Origin of the sequence: Peribacillus sp. NPDC076916, assembly GCF_050269675.1 — a bacterium.
GTDB classification, from domain to species: domain Bacteria; phylum Bacillota; class Bacilli; order Bacillales; family DSM-1321; genus Peribacillus; species Peribacillus aracenensis.
In genome coordinates, this window is record NZ_JBNNIU010000018.1 from 41,140 (window position 1) to 62,695 (window position 21,556).

The window sequence follows — 21,556 nt, forward strand, 5'->3', positions numbered from 1 at the left end:
ATTTTAAAAACCACTATTTCTCATAAAACGAACTATTATTTATATATTTTTCCCATATTATCCATTGATTATACATCAATGGTATAAAAATTGCATAGTTACGGAATTATATATATGCATTTTATAATACTAACATAGCGAAAATTTAGAGTCAAACCTTTTTGGATAATAGTATATAGTAACCTTTTTTCTTAACGGGCACTTCAACATTTCCAAATAATTGCTCCATTTTATCCATTGCGGATGGAGCCCCTTGTTTTTTTTGAATGACAACCCATAATTCTCCACCAGCTACCAAACTGCGATAGCCTTCTTCTAAAATTTCGTGGACTACACTTTTACCTGCGCGAATGGGAGGGTTCGTAAGAATCGCCGCGAATTGATTGGAGGCAACTTTGTCAAAACGATCACTTTCGTAAATCTTCACATTTGCGATCCCATTAGAAGCCGCATTCTCTTTTGACAATTCAACTGCCCGGCTATTTATATCAATCATTTCTATCGTTCTATCGGGATAAGCTGCCGCAATCGATATTCCGATTGGCCCATAACCGCAACCAACATCGAGAATATCTCCTTCCACAGCTTCATCAAGGTTAAAACTCTCAACCAAAAGACGCGATCCGAAATCAACTTCCTTTTTCGAAAAAACACCATTATCGCTTTTGAAGCGAAATGTACGTCCCTTTAATGTGAAATCCCAAAATTTCGGATCGCTTACGACATCCGGTTTTTGTGAGTAGTAATGCTCTGTCAGAGTCATCTCCCCCTATCAGAAAGGAATATTGAAGATTTAATGAGAGAAGAGAATTGAAGAATGGTTGCTTGCACGCCGGAATGTTCGAATAACGAAATCCTCTCGTTACCAAACCATTAACGGCTTTTTTTCTTCATTCCTTTAAAAATGAAGAAAAAAAGCCCGCCAGTGATAGCGAGCTTTTTGTTTATGCAAGATTACTTAACTTCAACGCCAGCTCCAACTTCTTCAAGTTTAGCTTTGATTTCTTCAGCTTCTTCTTTAGAAGCAGCTTCTTTGATTGCTTTTGGAGTGTTGTCAACAAGTTCTTTTGCTTCTTTAAGTCCAAGACCTGTAACTTCACGTACAGCTTTGATAACTTTGATTTTTTGATCTCCAGCAGATGTAAGGATTACATCAAACTCAGTTTTTTCTTCAGCAGCAGCGCCACCAGCAGCAGCTACAGCTACAGGTGCAGCAGCAGTTACACCGAATTCTTCTTCGATTGCTTTTACAAGGTCGTTTAATTCTAAAACAGTCATATTTTTAACTGCTTCAATGATTTGATCTTTAGTCATTTTTATTTCCTCCTCGAAATGGTTGGTTTTTTTTTGAATCAATAGGCTAGTTAAGCGGTTAGCTTACGCGCCTTGTTCTTCTTTTTGCTCTGCAACAGCTTTTGTAGCAAGAGCAAGTCCGCGCATAGGTGCTTGTAGCACGCTGAGTAGCATTGAAAGTAGGCCTTCGCGTGAAGGTAGTTCTGCAAGAGCTTTAATTTCTTCAGCAGTTGCAACATTTCCTTCGATAACTCCAGCTTTGATTTCTAAAGCTTCATGTTTTTTCGCAAAATCGTTAAGGATTTTTGCTGGCGCAATAACATCTTCATTTGAGAATGCAATTGCGTTTGGACCTGTTAATGATTCGTTCAAAGCGCCAAGTTCAGCACTTTCAGCAGCACGGCGAGTTAAAGAGTTTTTGTAAACTTTAAACTCAACGCCAGCTTCACGAAGTTGCTTACGAAGTTCTGTTACTTCAGCAACAGTCAATCCACGGTAGTCAACAACTACTGTTGATTGGCTTGAAGTTAACTTATCAGAAATCTCAGCAACGATTTTTTGCTTTTGTTCAATAATTGCGTTCATCCTTACACCTCCTGTAGATTTGCTTGAAAACATTTATACCGTTTCAAAGAAAAAGCCTTCATCTCTATTGCAGACATGAAGGCAGTAATTTCAAAAGTCATAGTCTAGGACTATTATTATCGAATTACCTCGGCAGGGAATTAAGCTCGTAATGAGCACCTACTGTCTACGGTACAAATAGTATTCATTTATTCACAACAAAACTTATTATAACAATAATAGTTTTGGTATGTCAATTATTTATTGAAAGTAGAAGGATCAACTTTCACACCAGGGCCCATTGTAGTTGTTACAGAAACGTTTTTCATGTAAGTTCCTTTAGCAGCCGCAGGTTTAACTTTTAATAATGTATCATAGATAGTAGTGAAGTTTTCCACTAGCTTAGCATCTTCGAAAGATACTTTACCGATTGGAGCATGGATGTTACCAGCTTTATCTACGCGGTATTCAACTTTACCAGCTTTGATTTCATTAACAGCTTTCGTTACATCGAAAGTTACTGTGCCAGTTTTAGGGTTAGGCATTAAACCTTTAGGTCCTAATACACGGCCAAGTTTACCAACTTCACCCATCATGTCTGGAGTCGCAACGATTACATCGAATTCGAACCATCCTTGTTGGATTTTGTTGATGAAGTCAGATTCGCCAACGTAGTCAGCACCAGCAGCTTCCGCTTCTTTTGCTTTTTCGCCTTTAGCGAACACTAATACGCGTTGAGTTTTACCAGTACCATTCGGCAGAACAACAGCTCCACGAATTTGTTGGTCAGCTTTCTTAGGGTCTACGCCTAAACGGAAAGCAACTTCAACAGTCGCATCGAATTTTGCGAAGTTTGCTTTTTTAGCAACTTCGATTGCTTCAGTTACAGCATAAGCCTTAGAAACTTCTACAAGCTTAGCTGCTTCAAGATACTTTTTACCTTTTTTCGCCATGATATAAATCCTCCTAAATTGTGGTTTTAACGGAATGACCTCCCACGAATAAAGGTTGCGAGTATCAATCGCAACCCCGTAGAAACAAATAGCAATTACATGGATTAGTCTTCGATGACAATACCCATGCTGCGAGCAGTACCTTCAACCATACGCATTGCAGCTTCAACACTTGCAGCGTTTAGGTCAGGCATTTTAGTTTCAGCAATCTCGCGCACTTGATCACGCTTGACTGTAGCAACTTTATTACGGTTAGGTTCACCAGAACCAGACTCGATACCAGCTACTTTCTTAAGCAATACTGCAGCAGGCGGAGTTTTTGTAATGAATGTAAATGAACGGTCTTCAAATACCGTGATTTCAACAGGAATAATTAGACCAGCTTGATCTGCTGTACGAGCGTTGAACTCCTTACAGAATCCCATGATGTTTACACCAGCTTGACCTAATGCAGGACCGACTGGCGGTGCCGGATTCGCTTTACCAGCAGGAATTTGCAATTTAACCATTTTAATTACTTTTTTAGCCACGAGACACACCTCCTTATAAGTCCGTGATGTGGTAATAGGGTAATACCCTCCCACTCATCTTGAATTCTTTATCTATTAATAAAGAATGCTTGTATCGTTGAGGCCTAAAAATTGAAACATACTGACCTTTGAAATTTTACCACTTTCAAAAGGCAATTTCAAGTTTTTTTCCGTTTATAATTTTTCCACTTGATTAAAATCAAGTTCAACCGGTGTATCACGACCGAACATATTGACTAGGACCCTTACTTTCCCTTTGTCTTTATCAAGTTCTTCAATTGGCCCTGCAAAGGTTGCGAAAGGTCCTTCTTTAACTTGAACCGTGTCGCCGATTTCAAAATCAACTTCGATTTTGCTTTCATCTACGCCCATTCGTTTAAGGACGACTTCAATTTCTTCCGGAAGCAATGCAGTCGGTTTTGACCCAGCTCCGGACGAACCTACGAAACCTGTTACGCCAGGCGTATTCCGGACAACGTACCATGAATCATCCGTCATGATGATTTCAACCAATACATAACCTGGAAATACTTTCTTTTTGGTCACTTTCTTTTTGCCGTCTTTCACTTCTGTTTCTTCTTCTTCTGGAACTACAACGCGAAAGATCTTGTCTTCCATCCCCATAGTTTCAACACGTTTTTCCAAGTTAGCCTTAACCTTGTTCTCATAACCTGAATAGGTGTGAACTACATACCAATTCTTTTCCATGTGTTAGGACTTTAACGTCCTTCCCTCCCTGCAATCAATCATTTTCTTTATTAATCTTTATCTTTGAACGTTTTAGCCAAAAAACCATACCGGCGTCATCCTGACTTAACTAGAAAATATTGTGATGATTCATATTACAGCAGTGCTCGATTTCGAGCTTATTCACTTATTAAAAAAGACAAATTAAAAAACCCGTTTCCGGGCTTTTCTGCTGACACATATTATTCTATCACTATTATACCTTATTTTCGAATCTCTTATTCAATAACTAAGCGAATTAATTCGGAAATGCCCAAATCGACCACTGTAAAGAATAAAGCCATAAACAATACAGTCGTTACTACCACGATTGTATATTTGGTAAGCTCCTTGCGTTTCGGCCAGCTTACTTTTCGCATTTCGCGAGCGACTCCGCTGAAAAATTCGGTAAAACGTTTCATGAATGTACCTCCAAGCATTAGAAGCTTCTGTAAATCTATTTATAAAACGGTTATTTCGTTTCTTTATGAATCGAGTGTGAGTTGCACGTACTGCAAAATTTCTTGATTTCCAGTCGTTCGCCGCTTGTCAATTGTTTGCTCTCATAACTATAATTTCTTGTACCGCAATCATTGCATGCAAGAACTATTTTTTTTCGCATTAGATACACCTATCCTATCTACTATATCCATAAAACCTTATCACGGCTGTTTTTTATTGTCAATATCAAAGCGGGTTTCACCCATTATGGACACAATAAATCAAAACTTCGGTTACTTAACATCCATTAAAAATTTTAGTGAATAATAAACTTCCATGTGGAGAAGGGACAGATGAAATTAAGCGGAAAAAGCGGAGGGATTATAAACTGATTTCCCTTACTTCCAGATAGCGCTCGAGCTTTCTTTTCACCCGTTGAAGGGCGTTGTCGATTGACTTAACATGCCGGTTCAACTCTTCCGAAATTTCTTGGTAGGTTTGTCCATCCAGGTAAAGAGCTAACACTTTTCTCTCAAGATCACTCAGGAGCTCGGCCATCTTTAATTCGATATCGTCAAACTCTTCTTGGTTGATGATCAGTTCTTCCGGGTCCAAAACTTTCGTACCGGATATGATATCCATTAGAGTTCGGTCCGATTCCTCATCATAAATGGGCTTGTCCAGGGAAACATAGGAATTGAGCGGAATATGTTTTTGACGTGTTGCTGTTTTGATAGCTGTAATGATCTGCCTCGTAATGCATAGTTCTGCAAATGCTTTAAAAGAAGATAACTTATCCCCTTTAAAATCACGGACGGCTTTATATAAACCAATCATACCTTCTTGCACGATGTCTTCCTTATCGGCACCAATCAAGAAATAAGTCCTTGCCTTCGCTCTTACAAAATTACGATATTTTTGGATCAAATAATCCAGCGCTTCACTGTCTCCAGTGTGCACCAACCCTATCAATTCATCATCCTCAAACTGCAGATACTTTTCGTTCAGCTTCATTCCGAATTTGAGACCCACATTATATCCCCCTGACCTGACTCAGATAGAAATATTATACAGCAGGTAAATTTTACCCGTCAATGGTTCAAATTTTACCCCGGCGCCATTTTTCGAAAATTTCTGCCACTTCTTCACTTAAAGGAATTTTGGCCACGGGTCTTATAGTCGTTGTTTTTCTTACATCTTTCTTAATTTCGCCTTGAATTTCTTCCATTTCAATAAGCAGTTCACGAGCGGATTTCCTTAGGGCCCCTTGGCCAAAGATCACCCACTGTTCCGTGAAGTCAGAGGTAGCCACTTGAATTTGCGTTTTGACATTATTCAGTTCAATGGCCATCTTTTCTATTCTTTCATCCGCAGTTTCATTTTCTTTTGTAAAAATTACGTCAACTTTGTGATTTTTGAATATGCGGGCAATTCCCTGAACATATTGAGCGTCAAATACGACAATTACACGGTATCCGGTAAATGCTTGATATTCTGCCATCATTTCTATCAGCCGATCTCTTGCAGCAGCAAGATCCCGTTCTTTTAATTCTCTCAGTTCCGGCCAAGCTCCAATAATGTTATAACCGTCCACCAACAGAATATTCATTTCATCATTGCCCTAGAGGATTTCTTTTTCTATAAACCTCATACATCAATAAACCGGCCGCTACCGATGCATTTAACGAAGTTACTTGTCCTGCCATAGGGAGACGGATGAGAAAATCACATTTATCCTTCATTAACCGGGCCATGCCTTTTCCTTCGCTGCCGATAACAAGTCCGATAGGCATCTTTCCGTCCATGTTACGATAATCATCGCTGCCTTTCGCATCGGTACCGACTATCCATACCCCTCGCTCTTTCAACTCTTCCACCGCTCTTGCCAAATTTGTAACGCGAGCTACCGGAATATATTCGATTGCACCCGTCGAAGCTTTTGCCACTGTCGCCGTCAGGCCCACTGCTCTTCTTTTTGGGATGATGATTCCATGAGCCCCGACTGCATCAGCCGTCCTCATGATCGAACCTAAATTATGCGGATCTTCAACTTCATCAAGAATCATGAAAAAAGGTGCTTCGTCCCGTTCAGCCGCTCTTGCGAATAAGTCATCCAGCTCCACATATTCATATGCGGCCACTTGCGCGATAACGCCTTGATGGATGCCTTCTGCCATTTGGTCAATTTTTTTCTTTGGTACGATTTGGACGAATACCTTCTTCTCCTTCGCCAGACCGATGAGTGGTTGCATCGAACCTTTTTGCGAGCCCTCGGCTATCCAAATTTTATTAATATCCCGTTCGGAGCGAAGTGCTTCCAATACGGGGTTTCTGCCAATGATATATTCTTCGCTCATGGGTTACTCCCCTTTTCTTCTTCAATGTATTCAATGGATTTTTTGATGAGTTCTTCCATTCTTTCTTTTCGACCGGATAAATACAAAAATCCAATAAGTGCCTCGAAGGCTGTACTGTAGCGATACGTTTGCACATCTGTGTTCTTCGGTACCGTACCGGATTTTGCATTTCGGCCGCGCCGAACGACAGCGGATTCCTCTTCCGTTAACCAATCTGACTCCAGGAAAAAGTGGATGATTTTATTTTGCGCTTTAGCAGCTACAAAAGATGTAGCTTTTTTGTGGAGCAGATTGGGCTTGACCGCTCCTTTTTGAATGAGGTGATGCCGTATATACGTTTCGTATACAGCATCACCTATATATGCTAAAGCAAGACTATTCAGCATTTTTGCATCTACCTTACTATCGTAATGAAGCATTAATTACCCTCTTTTCCATCTTGTACCTTGAGGGGTATCCTCTAATATGATATTCATGTTTTTCAATCGATCACGAATTTCATCAGATAACCCAAAATTGCGGTCTTTCCGCGCTTGAATTCTCTGCTGTATCAAGCCTTCAATTTCTTCATCCAAAAGCCCATCTTCTTCAAGGGACAAACCTAGGACAGAAAATAGGATGCTGAATTTATCAAGGAAAGCATCAATCACTTCCTTGTCGGTGTTTTTCTCCATCAAGTAATAATTTGCCTGTTTGGAAAGTTCAAAGAGCATGGATATTGCATTAGCTGTGTTGAAATCATCGTCCATTTCCTTAATGAATTGTTCATGTAATTCATTCAGCTTCCCTAACCAAACATCATTATTCTCAGTCAATCCGTCACTAACTTGAAGGCGATGCTTTAAGTTTTGATAAGATGTCCTTAAGCGATCGAGGGACGCCTTTACATTTTCAAGCACTTCTTCACTATAATTGATGGGATGACGGTAATGAACAGATAACATAAAGAAGCGTAACACTTGTGGATCATGCTTCTGGATGATGTCATGCACAAGGACGAAATTACCTAAGGACTTAGACATTTTTTCATTCTCAATATTTATATACCCGTTATGCATCCAATAATTCGCAAAGGGCTTACCCGTCAATGCTTCAGATTGTGCAATTTCATTTTCATGATGAGGGAAAGCTAGATCTTGACCTCCTGCATGAATATCGATTGTATCGCCCAAATACTTTTTGACCATTGCGGAGCATTCGATATGCCAGCCAGGACGCCCCTTACCCCATGGGCTTTCCCAAGATATTTCATCATCCTTTGCCGTTTTCCAAAGGGCAAAATCAAGGGCATCTTGTTTTTTCTCCCCTATTTCAATACGCGCCCCCACTCTCAGCTCATCGATGGACTGATGTGAAAGTTTTCCATACCCCTCAAACTTACGAGTTCGGTAATACACATCCCCTTCAGATTCATAAGCGAATCCTTTCTCAATTAATGCCGAGATGAATTCAATGATTGCATCCATGTTCTCCATTACGGTTGGGTGAGCATCGGCTTTTTTGCAGCCCAATGCCGACACGTCTTCAAAATAAGCCTTGATGAAACGCTCTGATATGGTTGGGACATCTTCCCCCAATTCTTTTGCCGCACGAATCAGCTTATCATCCACATCCGTAAAGTTCGAAACGAATTGCACATCATATCCACGGTAATCCAAATACCTACGAACGGTATCGAATACGATTGCCGGTCTTGCATTACCAATATGAATGTAATTATAGACAGTGGGTCCGCATACGTACATCTTCACCTTTCCCTCTTCCATCGGGACGAAGGTTTCCTTTTTTCTTGTAGCTGTGTTATATATTTTAATCGCCATATTATAGGCTCCTTTCCTTCTGCTTCTCTTCAGCCATCTTCGCTCTTAAGGCCCTGATTTCACTATCCAATTCCTTAAAGCGATCAGCAATTGGATCAGGAAGATCACAATGATTTAGATCTTTGTTGATTTTGATACCATCTTGAATGACCACTTTACCTGGAATGCCCACCACTGTGGAATTTGGTGGCACTTCCTTTAAAACGACCGATCCTGCACCGATTTTTGAGTTTTCCCCAACAGTGATGGAACCCAGCACTTTTGCTCCTGTGGCAATCAAAACGTTATCCTTTATCGTAGGATGACGTTTTCCCTTTTCCTTTCCTGTCCCCCCAAGGGTTACACCTTGAAAGACAGATACATTGTCGCCAATTTCACAAGTTTCGCCAATGACGATCCCCATTCCATGGTCAATGAAGAAACGACGGCCAATCGTAGCCCCTGGATGAATTTCAATACCGGTAAAAAACCGACTGATCTGAGATATACTTCTTGCCAGGAAAAAGAATTTCTTCTTAAATAGTGCGTGAGCCATCCTATGGCTCCAAATCGCATGTAAACCCGCGTACGTCAATATGACTTCCAAATAGCTGCGCGCAGCAGGATCTTGATCAAAAACCACTTCGATATCTTCTTTAAACATCTTTAACAAAATGATTCCCCCCTATGTTGCGTAATTTTCCAACATCCCCTTTGAAGCTTTTAAAGCATATAAAAAAGCGCCTCTGTCCAAATAGACAGAGACGCTTTAAGCGCGGTTCCACTCTGTTTGGAATGTACGAATCAGGTAAAGCTTTTTCCTGTTTTTTCATCCCCAACTTTAATCCCTGTAACGGAGGACATTCCGCCTGTGCCTACTATAGGTTAGTTCAGCAAAGGACTCAAGGGTGCATTTCAGAAAACGAGAGGCCTGAACCACTTTCAGCAGGTTATGGTTCTCTCTAAAAAGCTTCGTTTACTTACTTCTCCCCATCTACGCGTTCTTTTGTAAGATTATTAAATACTATATTACATTTTTGACAAATTGTTAATATAAAATACTCTGAATACGCTGTTTAATTTTTTCCTTGCCGAGTAATGAAATCGCCTTAGGCAAGTCAGGACCATGTGTTTGACCCGTGACGGCCGCCCTTATCGGCATGAATAATTTTTTCCCTTTATGGCCTGTGCTTTTTTGTACGGCTTTAATCGATTTCTTGATGTCATCCGCGTTAAATTCTTCAAGGCCATCGATCTCCTGAAGGAAAGCTTTCATGACTTCCGGCACCTGTTCTTCAGCCAGTACTTCCTTGGCATCTTCCTCGAACACGACCTCATCCTTGAAAAACAGTTCAGATAGCTCGACTATTTCCGCTCCATAGCTCATCTGCTCTTGAAAAAGGGAAACTAGCCCATGTACCCACTCTTCTTCTTCGGCGGTCAGTGTCTCTGAAACCTTCCCGGCTTTAATTAAGTGAGGCATTGACAATTCCACTGCACGATTTCCGTCCAGTTGCTTCACATATTGGTTATTCATCCATGTAAGCTTTTGTTTATCAAAAAGCGCAGGTGACTTAGACAGCCGATCAGCATCGAAAAGATTAATAAATTCTTCCTTCGTGAAAATCTCTTCTTCCCCGACCGGAGACCATCCTAGTAATGTAATGAAATTGAATAAAGCTTCAGGTACATAACCAAGCTCTTCATATTGCTCAATGAATTGAATGATGGACTCATCACGTTTACTCAGTTTCTTCCTGCTTTCGTTTACAATCAGCGTCATATGTCCGAATACCGGCGGTTCCCAGCCGAAAGCTTCATAAATCATCAGTTGTTTTGGGGTATTGGAGATATGGTCATCACCGCGAAGGACATGGGAAATCTTCATCAAGTGATCATCGACGACCACTGCAAAGTTGTAGGTTGGAATGCCATCTTTTTTAACGATGACAAAATCACCAAAGCCATCCGCTTCAAACGAAACCTCGTCCTTAACCATATCATTGAAAGTAAGGACCTTCCCAGCTGGAACAGCAAAGCGAATGCTCGGTTTTCTTCCTTGGGCCACTAGTTCCGCTTGCTCTTCTTCAGTTAAATGCTTGCACTTCCCTGAATATTTTGGCGTTTCATTCCGCTCGACCTGTCCTTCACGTTCTGCCTCAAGCTCTTCTTCCGTACAATAGCATTTATATGCCAAACCCTTATCTAAAAGCTCTTGATACAATTCCTGATAAAGGTCGTTCCTTTCGGATTGACGATATGGTCCGAATTCACCGCCAACATCAACACCTTCATCCCAATCCATACCAAGCCATTTCAAATATTTAAGCTGACTTTCCTCTCCGCCCTCAATATTTCTCTTTTGGTCGGTATCTTCAATTCGGATGATGAATTTCCCGCCTTTATTTCGTGCGTATAAATAATTAAATAAAGCAGTCCGTGCATTACCAATATGTAAATGTCCAGTCGGACTCGGTGCATAGCGAACTCGAATATCGCTGCTCATGATATATAGACCTCCCAGTCGTTCTATTCTATTGTATATATTATCATTTAAATACATTGGGATAAAGGCATCCACTCTAAAAACGAAATTAGTTTGATTTAACCAATAAAACCACAGCCTGTGCCGCGATCCCTTCGCTCCTGCCTGTAAAACCAAGTTTCTCGGTAGTGGTCGCCTTTACATTAATTCTGTCTATCGACGCATCTAAAAGTTCAGCAATCCTGCCGCGCATTTCCTCAATATACGGTGCCATTTTCGGGCTTTGTGCAATGATTGTACAGTCCGCATTGCCTAGGGAATATCCTTCTTTTTTTACGATCGCCCAAATATACTGCAGCAGTTTTGCCGAATCGGCATCTTTAAATTCAGGATCGGTATCCGGAAAATGCTTACCGATATCCCCTGCACCAATTGCCCCCAAACAGGCATCAGCAACTGTATGCAGAAGGACATCCGCATCCGAATGACCTAGCAAACCTTTCTCATACGGAATCGTAATCCCGCCAATAATCAAAGGTCTCCCCTCCACAAGCTGATGAACGTCATATCCTTGTCCTATTCTAAACATATCATTCTCCCCAATCATCGTTTTCCATGTTGTTTATGTAAAATCGCTTCTGCAAAATAAAGGTCTTCCTGAGTCGTAATTTTAATATTATCATAATTGCCCTCAATAATAACTACCTGTTCATTGATCCGCTCTAGCAAACTTGCATCATCCGTCCCTAAAAATGCTTCAGCTTCAGCCTGTTCATACGCACTTTTCAATATGGATACACGAAAAGCTTGTGGAGTTTGTACCGCCCACAAGCTTGATCGTTCCACTGTTTCCACTACCTTATTGTTTGACGCTTTTTTTATCGTATCCTTAACGGGCACTGCAATTACGGCACCTCCATGAAGGGAGGCGGCAGTAGTCAATTCACTGATTTGCCCAACATTGATAAAAGGGCGGGCACCGTCGTGGATAAGGACGATTTCTTCTCCTGCATGTTGCAGTCCATTATAAACGCTTTGTTGGCGCTCCTTGCCACCCACGACCAGTTTCTTGACCTTTTTAAGCCCATATGCTGCAATCAATTGACTGAAATAATCCTTTTCTGCCGGGTTTATCGAAAGGATGATTCCCCGACAGTCAGGATCTTCTTCGAAGACACGCAGTGTATAAACAATAATCGGGATACCCGATAGTTCAATAAAAAGTTTATTCTTGCCCGCCTTCATTCTTTTGCCTTGTCCAGCTGCAGGTATCACTACTTCATAAAACATAACGGTTTCTCCTACTCTTCTTTATAATGCTTTTTCTAATAGTTTCGGTTTAGCGAATATCATACGGCCTGCCGAAGTTTGCAATACACTTGTGACAAGTACATCGATGCGTTTCCCGATATGGTCACGGCCGCCCTCGACAACGATCATGGTGCCATCATCCAAATAAGCGATGCCCTGATTCTGCTCTTTCCCGTCCTTGATGACCTGAACATTCATCTCTTCCCCAGGAAGAACAACAGGTTTTACGGCATTGGCAAGGTCATTGATATTAAGGACCGCCACATTTTGAAACTCGCATACTTTGTTCAAGTTGAAATCATTGGTAACGACCATTCCGCCCGATATTTTGGCAAGTTTCACTAGTTTACTGTCCACTTCCTGAATGTCTTCAAAATCCCCCTCATACATCTCCACTTTAATCGGCAGGTCTTTTTGAATGCGATTCAAGATATCCAGACCACGTCTTCCACGATTCCTTTTCAAAGCATCCGATGAATCGGCAATGTGCTGCAGTTCGTTTAAAACGAATTGAGGAATGACTATGGTACCCTCGAGAAAGCCTGTCTGACAAATATCCGCAATTCTGCCATCAATGATGACGCTTGTATCGAGAATCTTCAGCCGCTTGCTATACCCCTCTTCATCGTCTTCGCTCGCTTCACCATCAGTGTTCTTTTTCTTATTGCTTTTCGTGAATAAACTCAATAGCTCATCACGCTTTTTAAAGCCAACTTGAAAACCAAGATAACCAAATAAAAGCGTAAGGATGATGGGAACCACTGTATTAAAAAACGGAAACTTGATGGCACTGAAGGCGGAGCCAACCAAGAACGCCGCAAGCAGTCCCACTAAAAGACCGACGCTGCCAAAGATAATATCCGTAATTGGTATCTTTACAAGCTGTTCCTCCAGCCACTTCATAAAATAGATCACATGATCTACTGCCCAAAAAGTTATAAGATAAAAGATAATGGCACCCAACAGTACACTTACATAAGGATTGTTTATTAAAGCAATATCATCTGCATGTAAAACAATTAATAATTCTGGAATAAGTAACATACCAAGTGTTCCGCCGACTATTAAGAAGCATGCTTGTATAATGCGTTTTAACATCCCTTTCACCTCCTTCTACTCATTATTGACCAATAAAATAAAATGAAACCTTCGAAAATTCGTTTTCATTATATACGTTAAATTCACTTAGGAATTAGTGGATTTACAAATATGATTTCTTCTCTTTTTCGTAATATTAGCCTAGCACCCTGAGTTTTGAGTGTCAAAAATAAACACCAGCCAATTTCATGCAAGTTCAGGGGAATTTTAAAAGGCCAGCTGCACCTACATCCTTCTATTTGTGACAAGCTGATTTTTTAAAATCCGGAGTCCTTCTTTGATTTTATTTGCCCGGACTTCGCCTATGCCCTCCACATCGTCAAGGTTTTCAACCGTAGCTTTATTGACTTCACTAAAGCTTCCGAACTGTTTCACTAAATTTTCGATGATCAAACCCGGCAAGCGTGGGATTTTATGAAGAATACGGTAACCACGGGGATGTACTGACTCATCAAGGTGTATGTATCCATTATAGCCCAGCACCTTTAGAAGAATGCTTTCGTCCAGTTTTTCCTGCATGGCCAACTCTTGAAGCCTAAAAATGATTTCCTCGGGATCTTCATCATTACTGGAGGTATAATCCTTGATAAGCCATTTTCCTTCCGTTTCAATATCTGCCAGGATTTCATTCATTTGCAAACGGATCAATCTTCCTTCCGTACCAAGCTCATTAAGGTACGTTAATAGCTCCGCCTTGATCCTGAGCACCATTACATATCGGTGAAATACTTGCAAAAGGTCGGCATAGGTAACGATTTCCTCAAACTCGAGCGCTCCTAAAACCGATATGCTCTGCTGCAGGACCACCTTGTATTTTTCCAAGGTCTGGATGGCTAAATTAGCCTTGGCAAGTATGACTCCAATATCTTTAAGGGCGTATCGAAAATTGCCTTGATATAAAGTGATGACATTCCGACGTTGTGAGATTGCGATGACCAGCGACTTGGTCTCCCTTGCCACACGTTCCGCTGTCCTATGCCGCATTCCCGTTTCAGTGGACGGTGTACTGTTATCCGGTACTAGCTGGGCATTTGCGAAAATAATCTTATCGGCTGTTTCATTTAAAATGATGGCTCCGTCCATCTTTGCCAACTCATATAATGTGCTGGGGGTACAGCTGCAATTGATTTCGAAGCCGCCATCCACGATCACTCGCACCTTCTCATTATATCCGACCACTATCAAACCACCCGTGTTTGCCCTCAGGACATTTTCAATCCCCTCCCGAAGCGGGGTACCCGGAGCAACAATTTGCAGAATTTCCAGTTTTGTTTTCTCATACCCTTTTTTATCTGTCATACTTAACCCCCTAACGATTGTTTAAGAGCCTCCGAAACCGATGAAACACCAACGATCTTAATACCTTTCGGCGCGGTCCATCCCCCTATATTATTAGCCGGTATGATAACTCGCTCAAACCCTAATTTTGCTGCTTCCTGCACCCTTTGTTCAATTCTTGACACCCTTCTCACCTCACCAGTCAGCCCCACTTCACCAATGATGCAATCGGCAGGGTTTGTTGGTTTATCACGGAAGCTTGAAGCAATGCTTATTGCGACAGCGAGATCAATTGCAGGTTCATCCAGCTTGACACCACCGGCAACCTTTAAATACGCATCTTGGTTTTGGAGCAGCAAGCCCACTCTCTTTTCCAGAACAGCCATTAAAAGCGAAACTCGATTGTGGTCGATTCCCGTGGCCATTCGCCTCGGATTGCCAAAACTCGTAGGAGAAATCAATGCTTGAATTTCAACTAGCACCGGCCTTGTGCCCTCCATGGATGCGACGACTGTGGAACCCGAGGCTCCTTGCGACCGTTCTTCAAGGAATATTTCCGATGGATTCGCGACCTCTTCCAACCCATGTTCTTTCATTTCAAAAATACCCATCTCATTCGTCGAACCAAAGCGATTTTTAACCGCACGTATAATTCGATATGTATGGTGTCTTTCACCTTCAAAATATAATACAGTATCAACCATGTGCTCAAGCAGCCGTGGCCCCGCGATGGCCCCTTCCTTTGTAACGTGTCCGACGATAAAAATCGCGATTCCGTTCGTTTTAGCAATGCGCATGAGTGAGGCTGTGCACTCCCTCACTTGTGAAACGCTTCCCGGGGCAGATGTAACCTCCGAATGATATACCGTTTGAATGGAGTCAATAATGACCAAATCCGGTTTTACATCCGTAATTGCCTGTTGGATATAATCCATATCGGTTTCAGCATAAACGAATAGATTCTCCGACATGGTCCCAAGCCGATCCGCTCTCAATTTAGTCTGCTTGACTGATTCTTCACCTGAAATATAAAGCACTTTTTTCTGTTTATGCGCCAATTGCGATGATACTTGTAAAAGCAGGGTGGACTTACCGATACCAGGGTCTCCTCCGATCAATACAAGTGATCCCTGTACGATCCCGCCCCCAAGAGCACGATTCAATTCCATTAAATCCGTCTTAATCCGGGGTTCTTTTTCTGATTGAATAGTCGTTATCGGAGCTGCCTTCTCCCGTTCCCCGGAACCTCTAACCTCTGAATTGGTAAAGGCGCCTTTTCTAGCAGGTTTAACGATTTCGGTTTCCTCGACCATTTTGTTCCATTCACCGCATCCTGGGCATTTGCCCATCCATTTCGGTGACTCGTATCCACAAGACTGACACATAAATTTTGTTTTCTTCTTTACAGCCATAAATTACTCCTCTTCCTTTGGAAAAAATATCTATATTAAGGATATTATACCTCGTATTTATTTAAACCTTCTTAAGGCTAAGTTTTTTAAAAAAATATTCATTCTGCTTATCCCATTTATACTCAAATCTACCTATAGATAAAAAACAGAGGTACACTGCAATAGAATCTGCGTGTACCTCGAAGTTTAGGATCAGGTTATTCACTTACATTAACAGGCTCGCCTTGTCGGATTGCAAACTCATTATTCACGACATCCATTACGACCGTTTGCCCTTTTTTCACGTTGCCCTTAAGCAACTCTTCGGATAGATAATCTTCTACATGCTTCTGAAGTGCCCTGCGGATTGGCCGTGCCCCATATTCCGGATCAAAACCTTCCGTAGCAATTTTATCTCTAGCCGCATCTGTCAGCTCCAAGTATATCTCCTGTTCTTTCAAACGGGTAGTAAGCTGATTTGACATTAATGTAACGATTTGTTTCAAATGATCCTTCTCTAATGAGTGGAACACGATAGTTTCATCAATACGATTCAGGAATTCCGGACGGAATGCACGTTTGAGTTCTTCCATCACTTTCCCTTTCATATTTTTATAGTCCTGACCAGTATCCTGGATGTTAAAGCCGACATACTTATCAGTTTTCAAGGCCGACGCCCCTACATTCGATGTCATAATCAGAATGGTGTTCCTGAAATCGACAGTACGCCCCTTGGAATCTGTCAGTCTTCCGTCTTCCAATACTTGAAGAAGAATATTGAAAACATCCGGATGCGCCTTTTCTATTTCATCAAGTAGAACGACGGAGTATGGTTTCCTCCGCACTTTTTCCGTTAACTGACCGCCTTCTTCGTATCCAACATATCCTGGAGGGGATCCAACAAGACGTGAAGTCGAATGTTTCTCCATATATTCGGACATATCGATGCGGATCATGGCATCTTCATCACCAAAAATGGATTCAGCTAAAGCACGGGCCAGCTCTGTTTTACCGACCCCTGTAGGCCCCAAGAAAATGAATGAACCAATTGGACGTTTAGGATCTTTCAATCCTGCCCTTGCACGTCTTACTGCTTTAGAAACCGCAATGACAGCCTCTTCCTGCCCAATTACACGATCATGGAGGATTGACTCCATATTAAGCAGTTTGTCTGACTCTGTTTGCGCCAATTTAGTGACTGGAACTCCCGTCCAACTGGATACGACGTGTGCAATGTCATCCACAGTCACTTCACTGTTCTCCTGCCCTTGTTTTTCTTTCCAAGTTTTTTTTGTTTCTTCCAATTGTTCTCTTAAGCGTTGTTCTGTATCGCGAAGTGAAGCAGCTTTTTCAAATTCCTGACTCTGAACGGAAGCATCTTTTTCCTTACGAACATCATCCAGCTTCACTTCAAGTTCTTTTAAGTTAGGTGGCGTTGTGTATGAACGCAGCCTTACCTTGGAACCAGCTTCATCAATCAAGTCAATCGCTTTATCCGGTAAAAAGCGATCGGAAATATAACGGTCGGATAATTTGACTGCGGCATCAATCGCTTCGTCAGTAATCGATACGCGGTGATGTGCCTCATAACGGTCACGCAGCCCCTTGAGAATTTGGATGGATTCCTCAATAGTCGGCTCATCGACTTGGATTGGCTGAAAACGGCGTTCAAGCGCAGCATCCTTTTCAATATACTTCCGGTACTCATCCAAAGTCGTGGCACCGATACATTGTAATTCACCTCGCGCCAGTGATGGTTTAAGGATATTGGAGGCATCAATGGCACCTTCTGCACCACCTGCACCGATCAATGTATGCAATTCATCGATGAATAGGATGATATTACCCGCCTGACGTATTTCATCCATAACTTTCTTCAACCGGTCCTCAAATTCACCCCGGTATTTAGTACCGGCCACAACAGTACCCATATCAAGTGTCATTACGCGTTTATCACGTAAAATTTCAGGTACCTCATTATTGATGATCTGTTGGGCAAGCCCTTCAGCAATGGCTGTTTTACCAACACCAGGTTCACCGATTAATACTGGGTTATTTTTTGTACGACGGCTCAATACCTCGATGACACGCTGTATTTCCTTACTTCTTCCGATAACGGGATCCAAACTTCCTTCCCTGGCAATCGCCGTTAAATCACGGGCAAGGCCATCCAGTGTCGGCGTGCTTGCATTTGAAGCGGCTGAACCTTGATGACCACCAGATTCATTACTTCCCAGAAGCTGCAATACTTGTTGCCGCGCTTTATTTAAACTTACTCCCAGATTATTCAATACGCGAGCAGCTACACCTTCCCCTTCTCGGATAAGACCTAGAAGTACATGCTCTGTCCCGACATATGAGTGACCTAATTTTCTTGCCTCATCCATGGAAAGCTCAATGACTTTCTTGGCTCTTGGGGTATAATGTATCGTTTGAGCCGTATCCTGTCCACGGCCAATTAAATTTTCCACTTCTTTCTGAATCTTATCCGGACCCAATCCAAGAGCATATAACGCTTTGGCAGCAATACCATCACCTTCTCGGACAAGGCCCAGTAAAATATGTTCCGTGCCAATATTATTATGACCTAACCGGATTGCCTCTTCTTGGGCTAATGCTAATACTTTCTGGGCTCTTTCAGTAAAACGACCAAACATCATAGGGAATTCCTCCTTAAGAATTTTCGTTTTGAATAAAGTTGCTGGCAATTCACTAAGTTATGACAGAAGCTTCTTCTTGCTCCATATCTATTACATGAAATGTGATACTCCCTAAAGAGGTCAATGACCTCTATGAGGAGGAAGATTCCGTAAAATTCAAGCGTTCCCGAATGAGTGCTGCTCTACGGATATCCCTTTCATGGGGTCTTAAAGGGCCACCTGCGTACTTTTGTAAAAATCCCGGCTGCGTCAAAATCATCAGCTCATTTAGAATGCTTTTAGAAATATTCTTTATATACCCAAGATCTATCCCTAATCTAACATCGGAGATACAGGTAGCTGCTTCCTTGGTCTCGATGATGCGGGCATTGGACAAAATCCCATATGAACGGAAAATTCTATCTTCTAATTGTATGTGGGAAGTCCTCGCTAATGCATCCCTCGCTGACCGTTCCTGGGCTATGATTTGTTGCACTACACTTGTTAGATCTTCAACGATATCCCTTTCCGACTTTCCAAGAGTAATTTGATTGGAGATTTGAAAAATATTCCCCAAGGCTTGACTGCCCTCTCCATAAATCCCTCGAACCACCAACCCCAATTGGTTGATAGCCGGTATGATATTATTCATCTGCTGTGTAAGGACAAGGCCTGGCAGATGCATCATGACTGAAGCCCTTAATCCTGTTCCCACATTAGTCGGACAACTAGTTAGGTATCCTCTTTCCTCATCATATGCATAGTCTATGGATTCTTCAATCCAATCGTCAAGAACATTTGCAATCTTTAATGTTTCCTTTAGCTGCAGCCCCGACATTAAACATTGAATACGGAGATGATCCTCTTCGTTTATCATGATACTTATTTCTTCATTTTCCGAAAGGAGACATGCGCTTTTCGCTGAATCTTCAACTAAATGGGGACTTATTAAATGCTTTTCAACCAGAACGCGCTTTTCAAGTGGCTGCAATTGGTCGATTTCTAAAAGTTCCAGTTTTCCAATCTCCGGGGTTACTTCTTCTTCGATCCTTTTTTTGACCAATTCAATGATTTTTTTAGCTTCTTCGTTAGAAAAGGAGGTTGGGAAGGTAAAGTCTTTAAAATTCCTGGCCAGCCGAATCCGTGAACTCAATACAATATCGATTTCCGGCCCTTCGGCACTCATCCAGGAACTCAGGGCGTTTTCTACAAACTTTTCCAAGCTCATAATTCCTCGCCTCCCTCTTGCGCTTCATACCTTTTTTCAAGGGAACGAACCTTATCTCTTACCTCTGCCGCTTTCTCAAACTCCTCTTGATCAATGTGGACCTTTAAAACTTCTTTTAAATCCAAAATTTGCTTTCGAAGATATATGGTGCCACCAATCCTTTTTGGAATTTTCCCTATATGTGCTGTATTGCCGCTGTGAACCCTCTTTAAAATGGGATTTAACTGTTCATTGAACGTTTTATAACATTCGGCACAGCCAAACTTACCAATATGGACAAATTCTTTATAAGATCGATGACAATGCGGGCAACGCCTCTCTTCCGTTTTGGGAAATGCATTTGCCTTTGTCTGTTGAATATTCGACTCCATATTCAACAATCCTGCTAATAAATTATTTATTGAAAAACCAGGTCCACCTGCATCCATAAACATTTCACCTTTTTCCTGGGCACATTTCTCACAAATCATGACTTCTGTCTTTTTTCCATTGATGATTTTGGTGAAGTGCAGGGTAGCAGGCCTTTGATGACATTCTTGGCAAATCAACGTTCATCACCTCTGCCAGTTTCATTTATATTTTAAAGTCGTAAGCATCGCAGTTAAAATTCTTGCCCTAAGCTCATCGCGGTCAGGTAGGTCGATATAAATCACCGATCTATCTATGACGCTCATCATTATCTTTGCTTCTCTTTCATTAATGACGTCTTCATTCATCAGCCTTGAAATTACTCCTTCAGCCATCGATTGGGTTACCCTTGAACCAATAAGCGATAATAATTGGTTGATAAGTTGCACGGAATCCTGTGATTCGACTTTCATGATGCGTATATAACCGCCGCCACCACGCTTACTCTCCACAACATAACCTCTCTCGATGGTAAACCTGGTATTGATTACGTAATTGATTTGAGAAGGAACACACTGAAATTTATCTGCTATTTCACTTCTTTTAATCTCTAAGATATCTTTTTGACTTATTTCAAGTACTTGCTTCAAATAAGTTTCGATAACATCAGATATGTTTCTCACTCAGCCTCCTCCATTCTGACTTTGACTATATTTGACTATTATTATACAAGGAATAATGCATTTTGCAACTTAAACGCACTTTCTCTTTCTGTATTACCCATTTTCTCCAAATTATATGTAGTTACATACCCCATTGAACATTAAAATTGAAATATCTTACATAAATACCCTAAAAAGATAAATACAAAACCTGATATTTTCTTCTCTCTTAAGGTTTCACCACTTTTAAATTAGGCCCAATTCAAATAAGGCCAGCCCTATGCTGTCCCTGAAAATAAAAAACCTTTTTTTTAACCACGAACAACAAAAAAAGACCAGCCAGATGGCTGATCTTTTTAAATGGCTTGGCGGCGTCCTACTCTCACAGGGGGAAACCCCCAACTACCATCGGCGCTGAAGAGCTTAACTGCCGTGTTCGGAATGGGAACGGGT

Annotated in this window: 24 protein-coding genes, 1 rRNA gene and 2 other annotated features; all 25 genes read right to left on the bottom strand. The window is 41.5% G+C overall.

Annotation, left to right across the window (positions count from 1 at the left end; all coding sequences use genetic code 11):
* Positions 1-151 precede the first annotated feature (151 nt).
* A complete protein-coding gene (locus ACQKFG_RS26085; RefSeq protein WP_427563955.1) occupies positions 152-757 on the bottom strand; it encodes a class I SAM-dependent methyltransferase in 606 nt (201 codons plus the stop codon).
* Between the two features lie 197 nt (positions 758-954).
* Positions 955-1,314 carry a 50S ribosomal protein L7/L12 gene (rplL, locus tag ACQKFG_RS26090; RefSeq protein ID WP_034305050.1) on the bottom strand — a complete coding sequence of 120 codons (360 nt, stop codon included), beginning with the start codon at positions 1,312-1,314 and terminating at the stop codon, positions 955-957.
* A gap of 63 nt (positions 1,315-1,377) precedes the next feature.
* Positions 1,378-1,878: a 50S ribosomal protein L10 gene (rplJ, locus tag ACQKFG_RS26095; protein WP_192207438.1), complete on the bottom strand. Its 501-nt coding sequence runs from the start codon at positions 1,876-1,878 to the stop codon at positions 1,378-1,380.
* 39 nt (positions 1,879-1,917) lie between these two features.
* Positions 1,918-2,068 (bottom strand) — a sequence feature (ribosomal protein L10 leader region).
* A gap of 46 nt (positions 2,069-2,114) precedes the next feature.
* Positions 2,115-2,810, bottom strand: coding sequence for a 50S ribosomal protein L1 (gene rplA / locus ACQKFG_RS26100; RefSeq protein ID WP_061141095.1), 696 nt, complete (start codon positions 2,808-2,810; stop codon positions 2,115-2,117).
* Between the two features lie 104 nt (positions 2,811-2,914).
* Complete coding sequence (gene rplK / locus ACQKFG_RS26105) at positions 2,915-3,340, bottom strand: 50S ribosomal protein L11 (protein ID WP_034305057.1); 426 nt, start codon at positions 3,338-3,340, stop codon at positions 2,915-2,917.
* A gap of 174 nt (positions 3,341-3,514) precedes the next feature.
* Positions 3,515-4,048 carry a transcription termination/antitermination protein NusG gene (gene nusG / locus ACQKFG_RS26110; RefSeq protein ID WP_048677866.1) on the bottom strand — a complete coding sequence of 178 codons (534 nt, stop codon included), beginning with the start codon at positions 4,046-4,048 and terminating at the stop codon, positions 3,515-3,517.
* Positions 4,049-4,305: 257 nt separating this feature from the next.
* Positions 4,306-4,488 (bottom strand): preprotein translocase subunit SecE, encoded by a 183-nt coding sequence (secE, locus tag ACQKFG_RS26115; protein WP_076372883.1) that lies wholly within the window; start codon positions 4,486-4,488, stop codon positions 4,306-4,308.
* 50 nt (positions 4,489-4,538) lie between these two features.
* Positions 4,539-4,688: a 50S ribosomal protein L33 gene (rpmG, locus tag ACQKFG_RS26120; RefSeq protein ID WP_349730517.1), complete on the bottom strand. Its 150-nt coding sequence runs from the start codon at positions 4,686-4,688 to the stop codon at positions 4,539-4,541.
* A 200-nt stretch (positions 4,689-4,888) separates the two neighbouring features.
* The gene (gene sigH, locus ACQKFG_RS26125) at positions 4,889-5,521 is read right to left on the bottom strand and encodes an RNA polymerase sporulation sigma factor SigH (protein ID WP_094246690.1); all 633 of its coding nucleotides are present in this window, start codon (positions 5,519-5,521) and stop codon (positions 4,889-4,891) included.
* 85 nt (positions 5,522-5,606) lie between these two features.
* Positions 5,607-6,116 (bottom strand): NYN domain-containing protein, encoded by a 510-nt coding sequence (locus tag ACQKFG_RS26130; RefSeq protein WP_034305067.1) that lies wholly within the window; start codon positions 6,114-6,116, stop codon positions 5,607-5,609.
* 4 nt (positions 6,117-6,120) lie between these two features.
* The gene (gene rlmB / locus ACQKFG_RS26135; protein WP_260288185.1) at positions 6,121-6,864 is read right to left on the bottom strand and encodes a 23S rRNA (guanosine(2251)-2'-O)-methyltransferase RlmB; all 744 of its coding nucleotides are present in this window, start codon (positions 6,862-6,864) and stop codon (positions 6,121-6,123) included.
* A complete protein-coding gene (locus ACQKFG_RS26140; protein ID WP_427563945.1) occupies positions 6,861-7,283 on the bottom strand; it encodes a Mini-ribonuclease 3 in 423 nt (140 codons plus the stop codon). Before ACQKFG_RS26140 ends, rlmB begins: the two co-directional genes overlap by 4 nt.
* A 3-nt stretch (positions 7,284-7,286) precedes the next feature.
* Entirely contained in the window at positions 7,287-8,684 is a 1,398-nt protein-coding gene (gene cysS, locus ACQKFG_RS26145; RefSeq protein WP_192207433.1) for a cysteine--tRNA ligase, read from the bottom strand.
* Between the two features lies 1 nt (position 8,685).
* Positions 8,686-9,336, bottom strand: coding sequence for a serine O-acetyltransferase (gene cysE, locus ACQKFG_RS26150; RefSeq protein ID WP_228467588.1), 651 nt, complete (start codon positions 9,334-9,336; stop codon positions 8,686-8,688).
* 84 nt (positions 9,337-9,420) lie between these two features.
* Positions 9,421-9,669 (bottom strand) — a binding site (T-box leader).
* Between the two features lie 42 nt (positions 9,670-9,711).
* Positions 9,712-11,169, bottom strand: coding sequence for a glutamate--tRNA ligase (gene gltX, locus ACQKFG_RS26155; RefSeq protein WP_427563948.1), 1,458 nt, complete (start codon positions 11,167-11,169; stop codon positions 9,712-9,714).
* A gap of 88 nt (positions 11,170-11,257) precedes the next feature.
* Entirely contained in the window at positions 11,258-11,737 is a 480-nt protein-coding gene (ispF, locus tag ACQKFG_RS26160) for a 2-C-methyl-D-erythritol 2,4-cyclodiphosphate synthase (RefSeq protein WP_134784433.1), read from the bottom strand.
* 14 nt (positions 11,738-11,751) lie between these two features.
* Complete coding sequence (gene ispD, locus ACQKFG_RS26165) at positions 11,752-12,438, bottom strand: 2-C-methyl-D-erythritol 4-phosphate cytidylyltransferase (RefSeq protein WP_427563950.1); 687 nt, start codon at positions 12,436-12,438, stop codon at positions 11,752-11,754.
* A gap of 21 nt (positions 12,439-12,459) precedes the next feature.
* Positions 12,460-13,557 carry a PIN/TRAM domain-containing protein gene (locus tag ACQKFG_RS26170; RefSeq protein WP_192207430.1) on the bottom strand — a complete coding sequence of 366 codons (1,098 nt, stop codon included), beginning with the start codon at positions 13,555-13,557 and terminating at the stop codon, positions 12,460-12,462.
* Positions 13,558-13,782: 225 nt separating this feature from the next.
* Positions 13,783-14,856, bottom strand: a complete 1,074-nt coding sequence (disA, locus tag ACQKFG_RS26175) for a DNA integrity scanning diadenylate cyclase DisA (protein ID WP_192207429.1) — start codon at positions 14,854-14,856, stop codon at positions 13,783-13,785.
* A gap of 2 nt (positions 14,857-14,858) precedes the next feature.
* On the bottom strand, positions 14,859-16,247 hold the full coding sequence (radA, locus tag ACQKFG_RS26180) for a DNA repair protein RadA (RefSeq protein ID WP_076372905.1): 1,389 nt from the start codon (positions 16,245-16,247) through the stop codon (positions 14,859-14,861).
* A gap of 197 nt (positions 16,248-16,444) precedes the next feature.
* Positions 16,445-18,886 (bottom strand): ATP-dependent protease ATP-binding subunit ClpC, encoded by a 2,442-nt coding sequence (gene clpC / locus ACQKFG_RS26185; protein ID WP_192207428.1) that lies wholly within the window; start codon positions 18,884-18,886, stop codon positions 16,445-16,447.
* A gap of 130 nt (positions 18,887-19,016) precedes the next feature.
* Complete coding sequence (locus ACQKFG_RS26190) at positions 19,017-20,093, bottom strand: protein arginine kinase (RefSeq protein WP_192207427.1); 1,077 nt, start codon at positions 20,091-20,093, stop codon at positions 19,017-19,019.
* Positions 20,090-20,641: a UvrB/UvrC motif-containing protein gene (locus tag ACQKFG_RS26195; RefSeq protein ID WP_098373578.1), complete on the bottom strand. Its 552-nt coding sequence runs from the start codon at positions 20,639-20,641 to the stop codon at positions 20,090-20,092. The genes ACQKFG_RS26190 and ACQKFG_RS26195 overlap by 4 nt, the downstream gene beginning before the upstream one ends.
* 21 nt (positions 20,642-20,662) lie before the next feature.
* On the bottom strand, positions 20,663-21,124 hold the full coding sequence (locus tag ACQKFG_RS26200) for a CtsR family transcriptional regulator (protein ID WP_048677843.1): 462 nt from the start codon (positions 21,122-21,124) through the stop codon (positions 20,663-20,665).
* A gap of 342 nt (positions 21,125-21,466) precedes the next feature.
* Positions 21,467-21,556 (bottom strand): 5S ribosomal RNA (gene rrf, locus ACQKFG_RS26205); the annotation flags it as partial.

What these genes read in the sequence shown, in the direction of transcription:
- rplL (WP_034305050.1), bottom strand. Translation starts at nt 1,314, where the DNA reads ATGACTAAAGATCAAATCATTGAAGCAGTTAAAAATATGACTGTTTTA.
- rplJ (WP_192207438.1), bottom strand. Translation starts at nt 1,878, where the DNA reads ATGAACGCAATTATTGAACAAAAGCAAAAAATCGTTGCTGAGATTTCT.
- rplA (WP_061141095.1), bottom strand. Translation starts at nt 2,810, where the DNA reads ATGGCGAAAAAAGGTAAAAAGTATCTTGAAGCAGCTAAGCTTGTAGAA.
- nusG (WP_048677866.1), bottom strand. Translation starts at nt 4,048, where the DNA reads ATGGAAAAGAATTGGTATGTAGTTCACACCTATTCAGGTTATGAGAAC.
- secE (WP_076372883.1), bottom strand. Translation starts at nt 4,488, where the DNA reads ATGAAACGTTTTACCGAATTTTTCAGCGGAGTCGCTCGCGAAATGCGA.
- rpmG (WP_349730517.1), bottom strand. Translation starts at nt 4,688, where the DNA reads ATGCGAAAAAAAATAGTTCTTGCATGCAATGATTGCGGTACAAGAAAT.
- sigH (WP_094246690.1), bottom strand. Translation starts at nt 5,521, where the DNA reads ATGAAGCTGAACGAAAAGTATCTGCAGTTTGAGGATGATGAATTGATA.
- ACQKFG_RS26130 (WP_034305067.1), bottom strand. Translation starts at nt 6,116, where the DNA reads ATGAATATTCTGTTGGTGGACGGTTATAACATTATTGGAGCTTGGCCG.
- rlmB (WP_260288185.1), bottom strand. Translation starts at nt 6,864, where the DNA reads ATGAGCGAAGAATATATCATTGGCAGAAACCCCGTATTGGAAGCACTT.
- ACQKFG_RS26140 (WP_427563945.1), bottom strand. Translation starts at nt 7,283, where the DNA reads ATGCTTCATTACGATAGTAAGGTAGATGCAAAAATGCTGAATAGTCTT.
- cysS (WP_192207433.1), bottom strand. Translation starts at nt 8,684, where the DNA reads ATGGCGATTAAAATATATAACACAGCTACAAGAAAAAAGGAAACCTTC.
- gltX (WP_427563948.1), bottom strand. Translation starts at nt 11,169, where the DNA reads ATGAGCAGCGATATTCGAGTTCGCTATGCACCGAGTCCGACTGGACAT.
- ispF (WP_134784433.1), bottom strand. Translation starts at nt 11,737, where the DNA reads ATGTTTAGAATAGGACAAGGATATGACGTTCATCAGCTTGTGGAGGGG.
- ispD (WP_427563950.1), bottom strand. Translation starts at nt 12,438, where the DNA reads ATGTTTTATGAAGTAGTGATACCTGCAGCTGGACAAGGCAAAAGAATG.
- ACQKFG_RS26170 (WP_192207430.1), bottom strand. Translation starts at nt 13,557, where the DNA reads ATGTTAAAACGCATTATACAAGCATGCTTCTTAATAGTCGGCGGAACA.
- disA (WP_192207429.1), bottom strand. Translation starts at nt 14,856, where the DNA reads ATGACAGATAAAAAAGGGTATGAGAAAACAAAACTGGAAATTCTGCAA.
- radA (WP_076372905.1), bottom strand. Translation starts at nt 16,247, where the DNA reads ATGGCTGTAAAGAAGAAAACAAAATTTATGTGTCAGTCTTGTGGATAC.
- clpC (WP_192207428.1), bottom strand. Translation starts at nt 18,886, where the DNA reads ATGATGTTTGGTCGTTTTACTGAAAGAGCCCAGAAAGTATTAGCATTA.
- ACQKFG_RS26190 (WP_192207427.1), bottom strand. Translation starts at nt 20,093, where the DNA reads ATGAGCTTGGAAAAGTTTGTAGAAAACGCCCTGAGTTCCTGGATGAGT.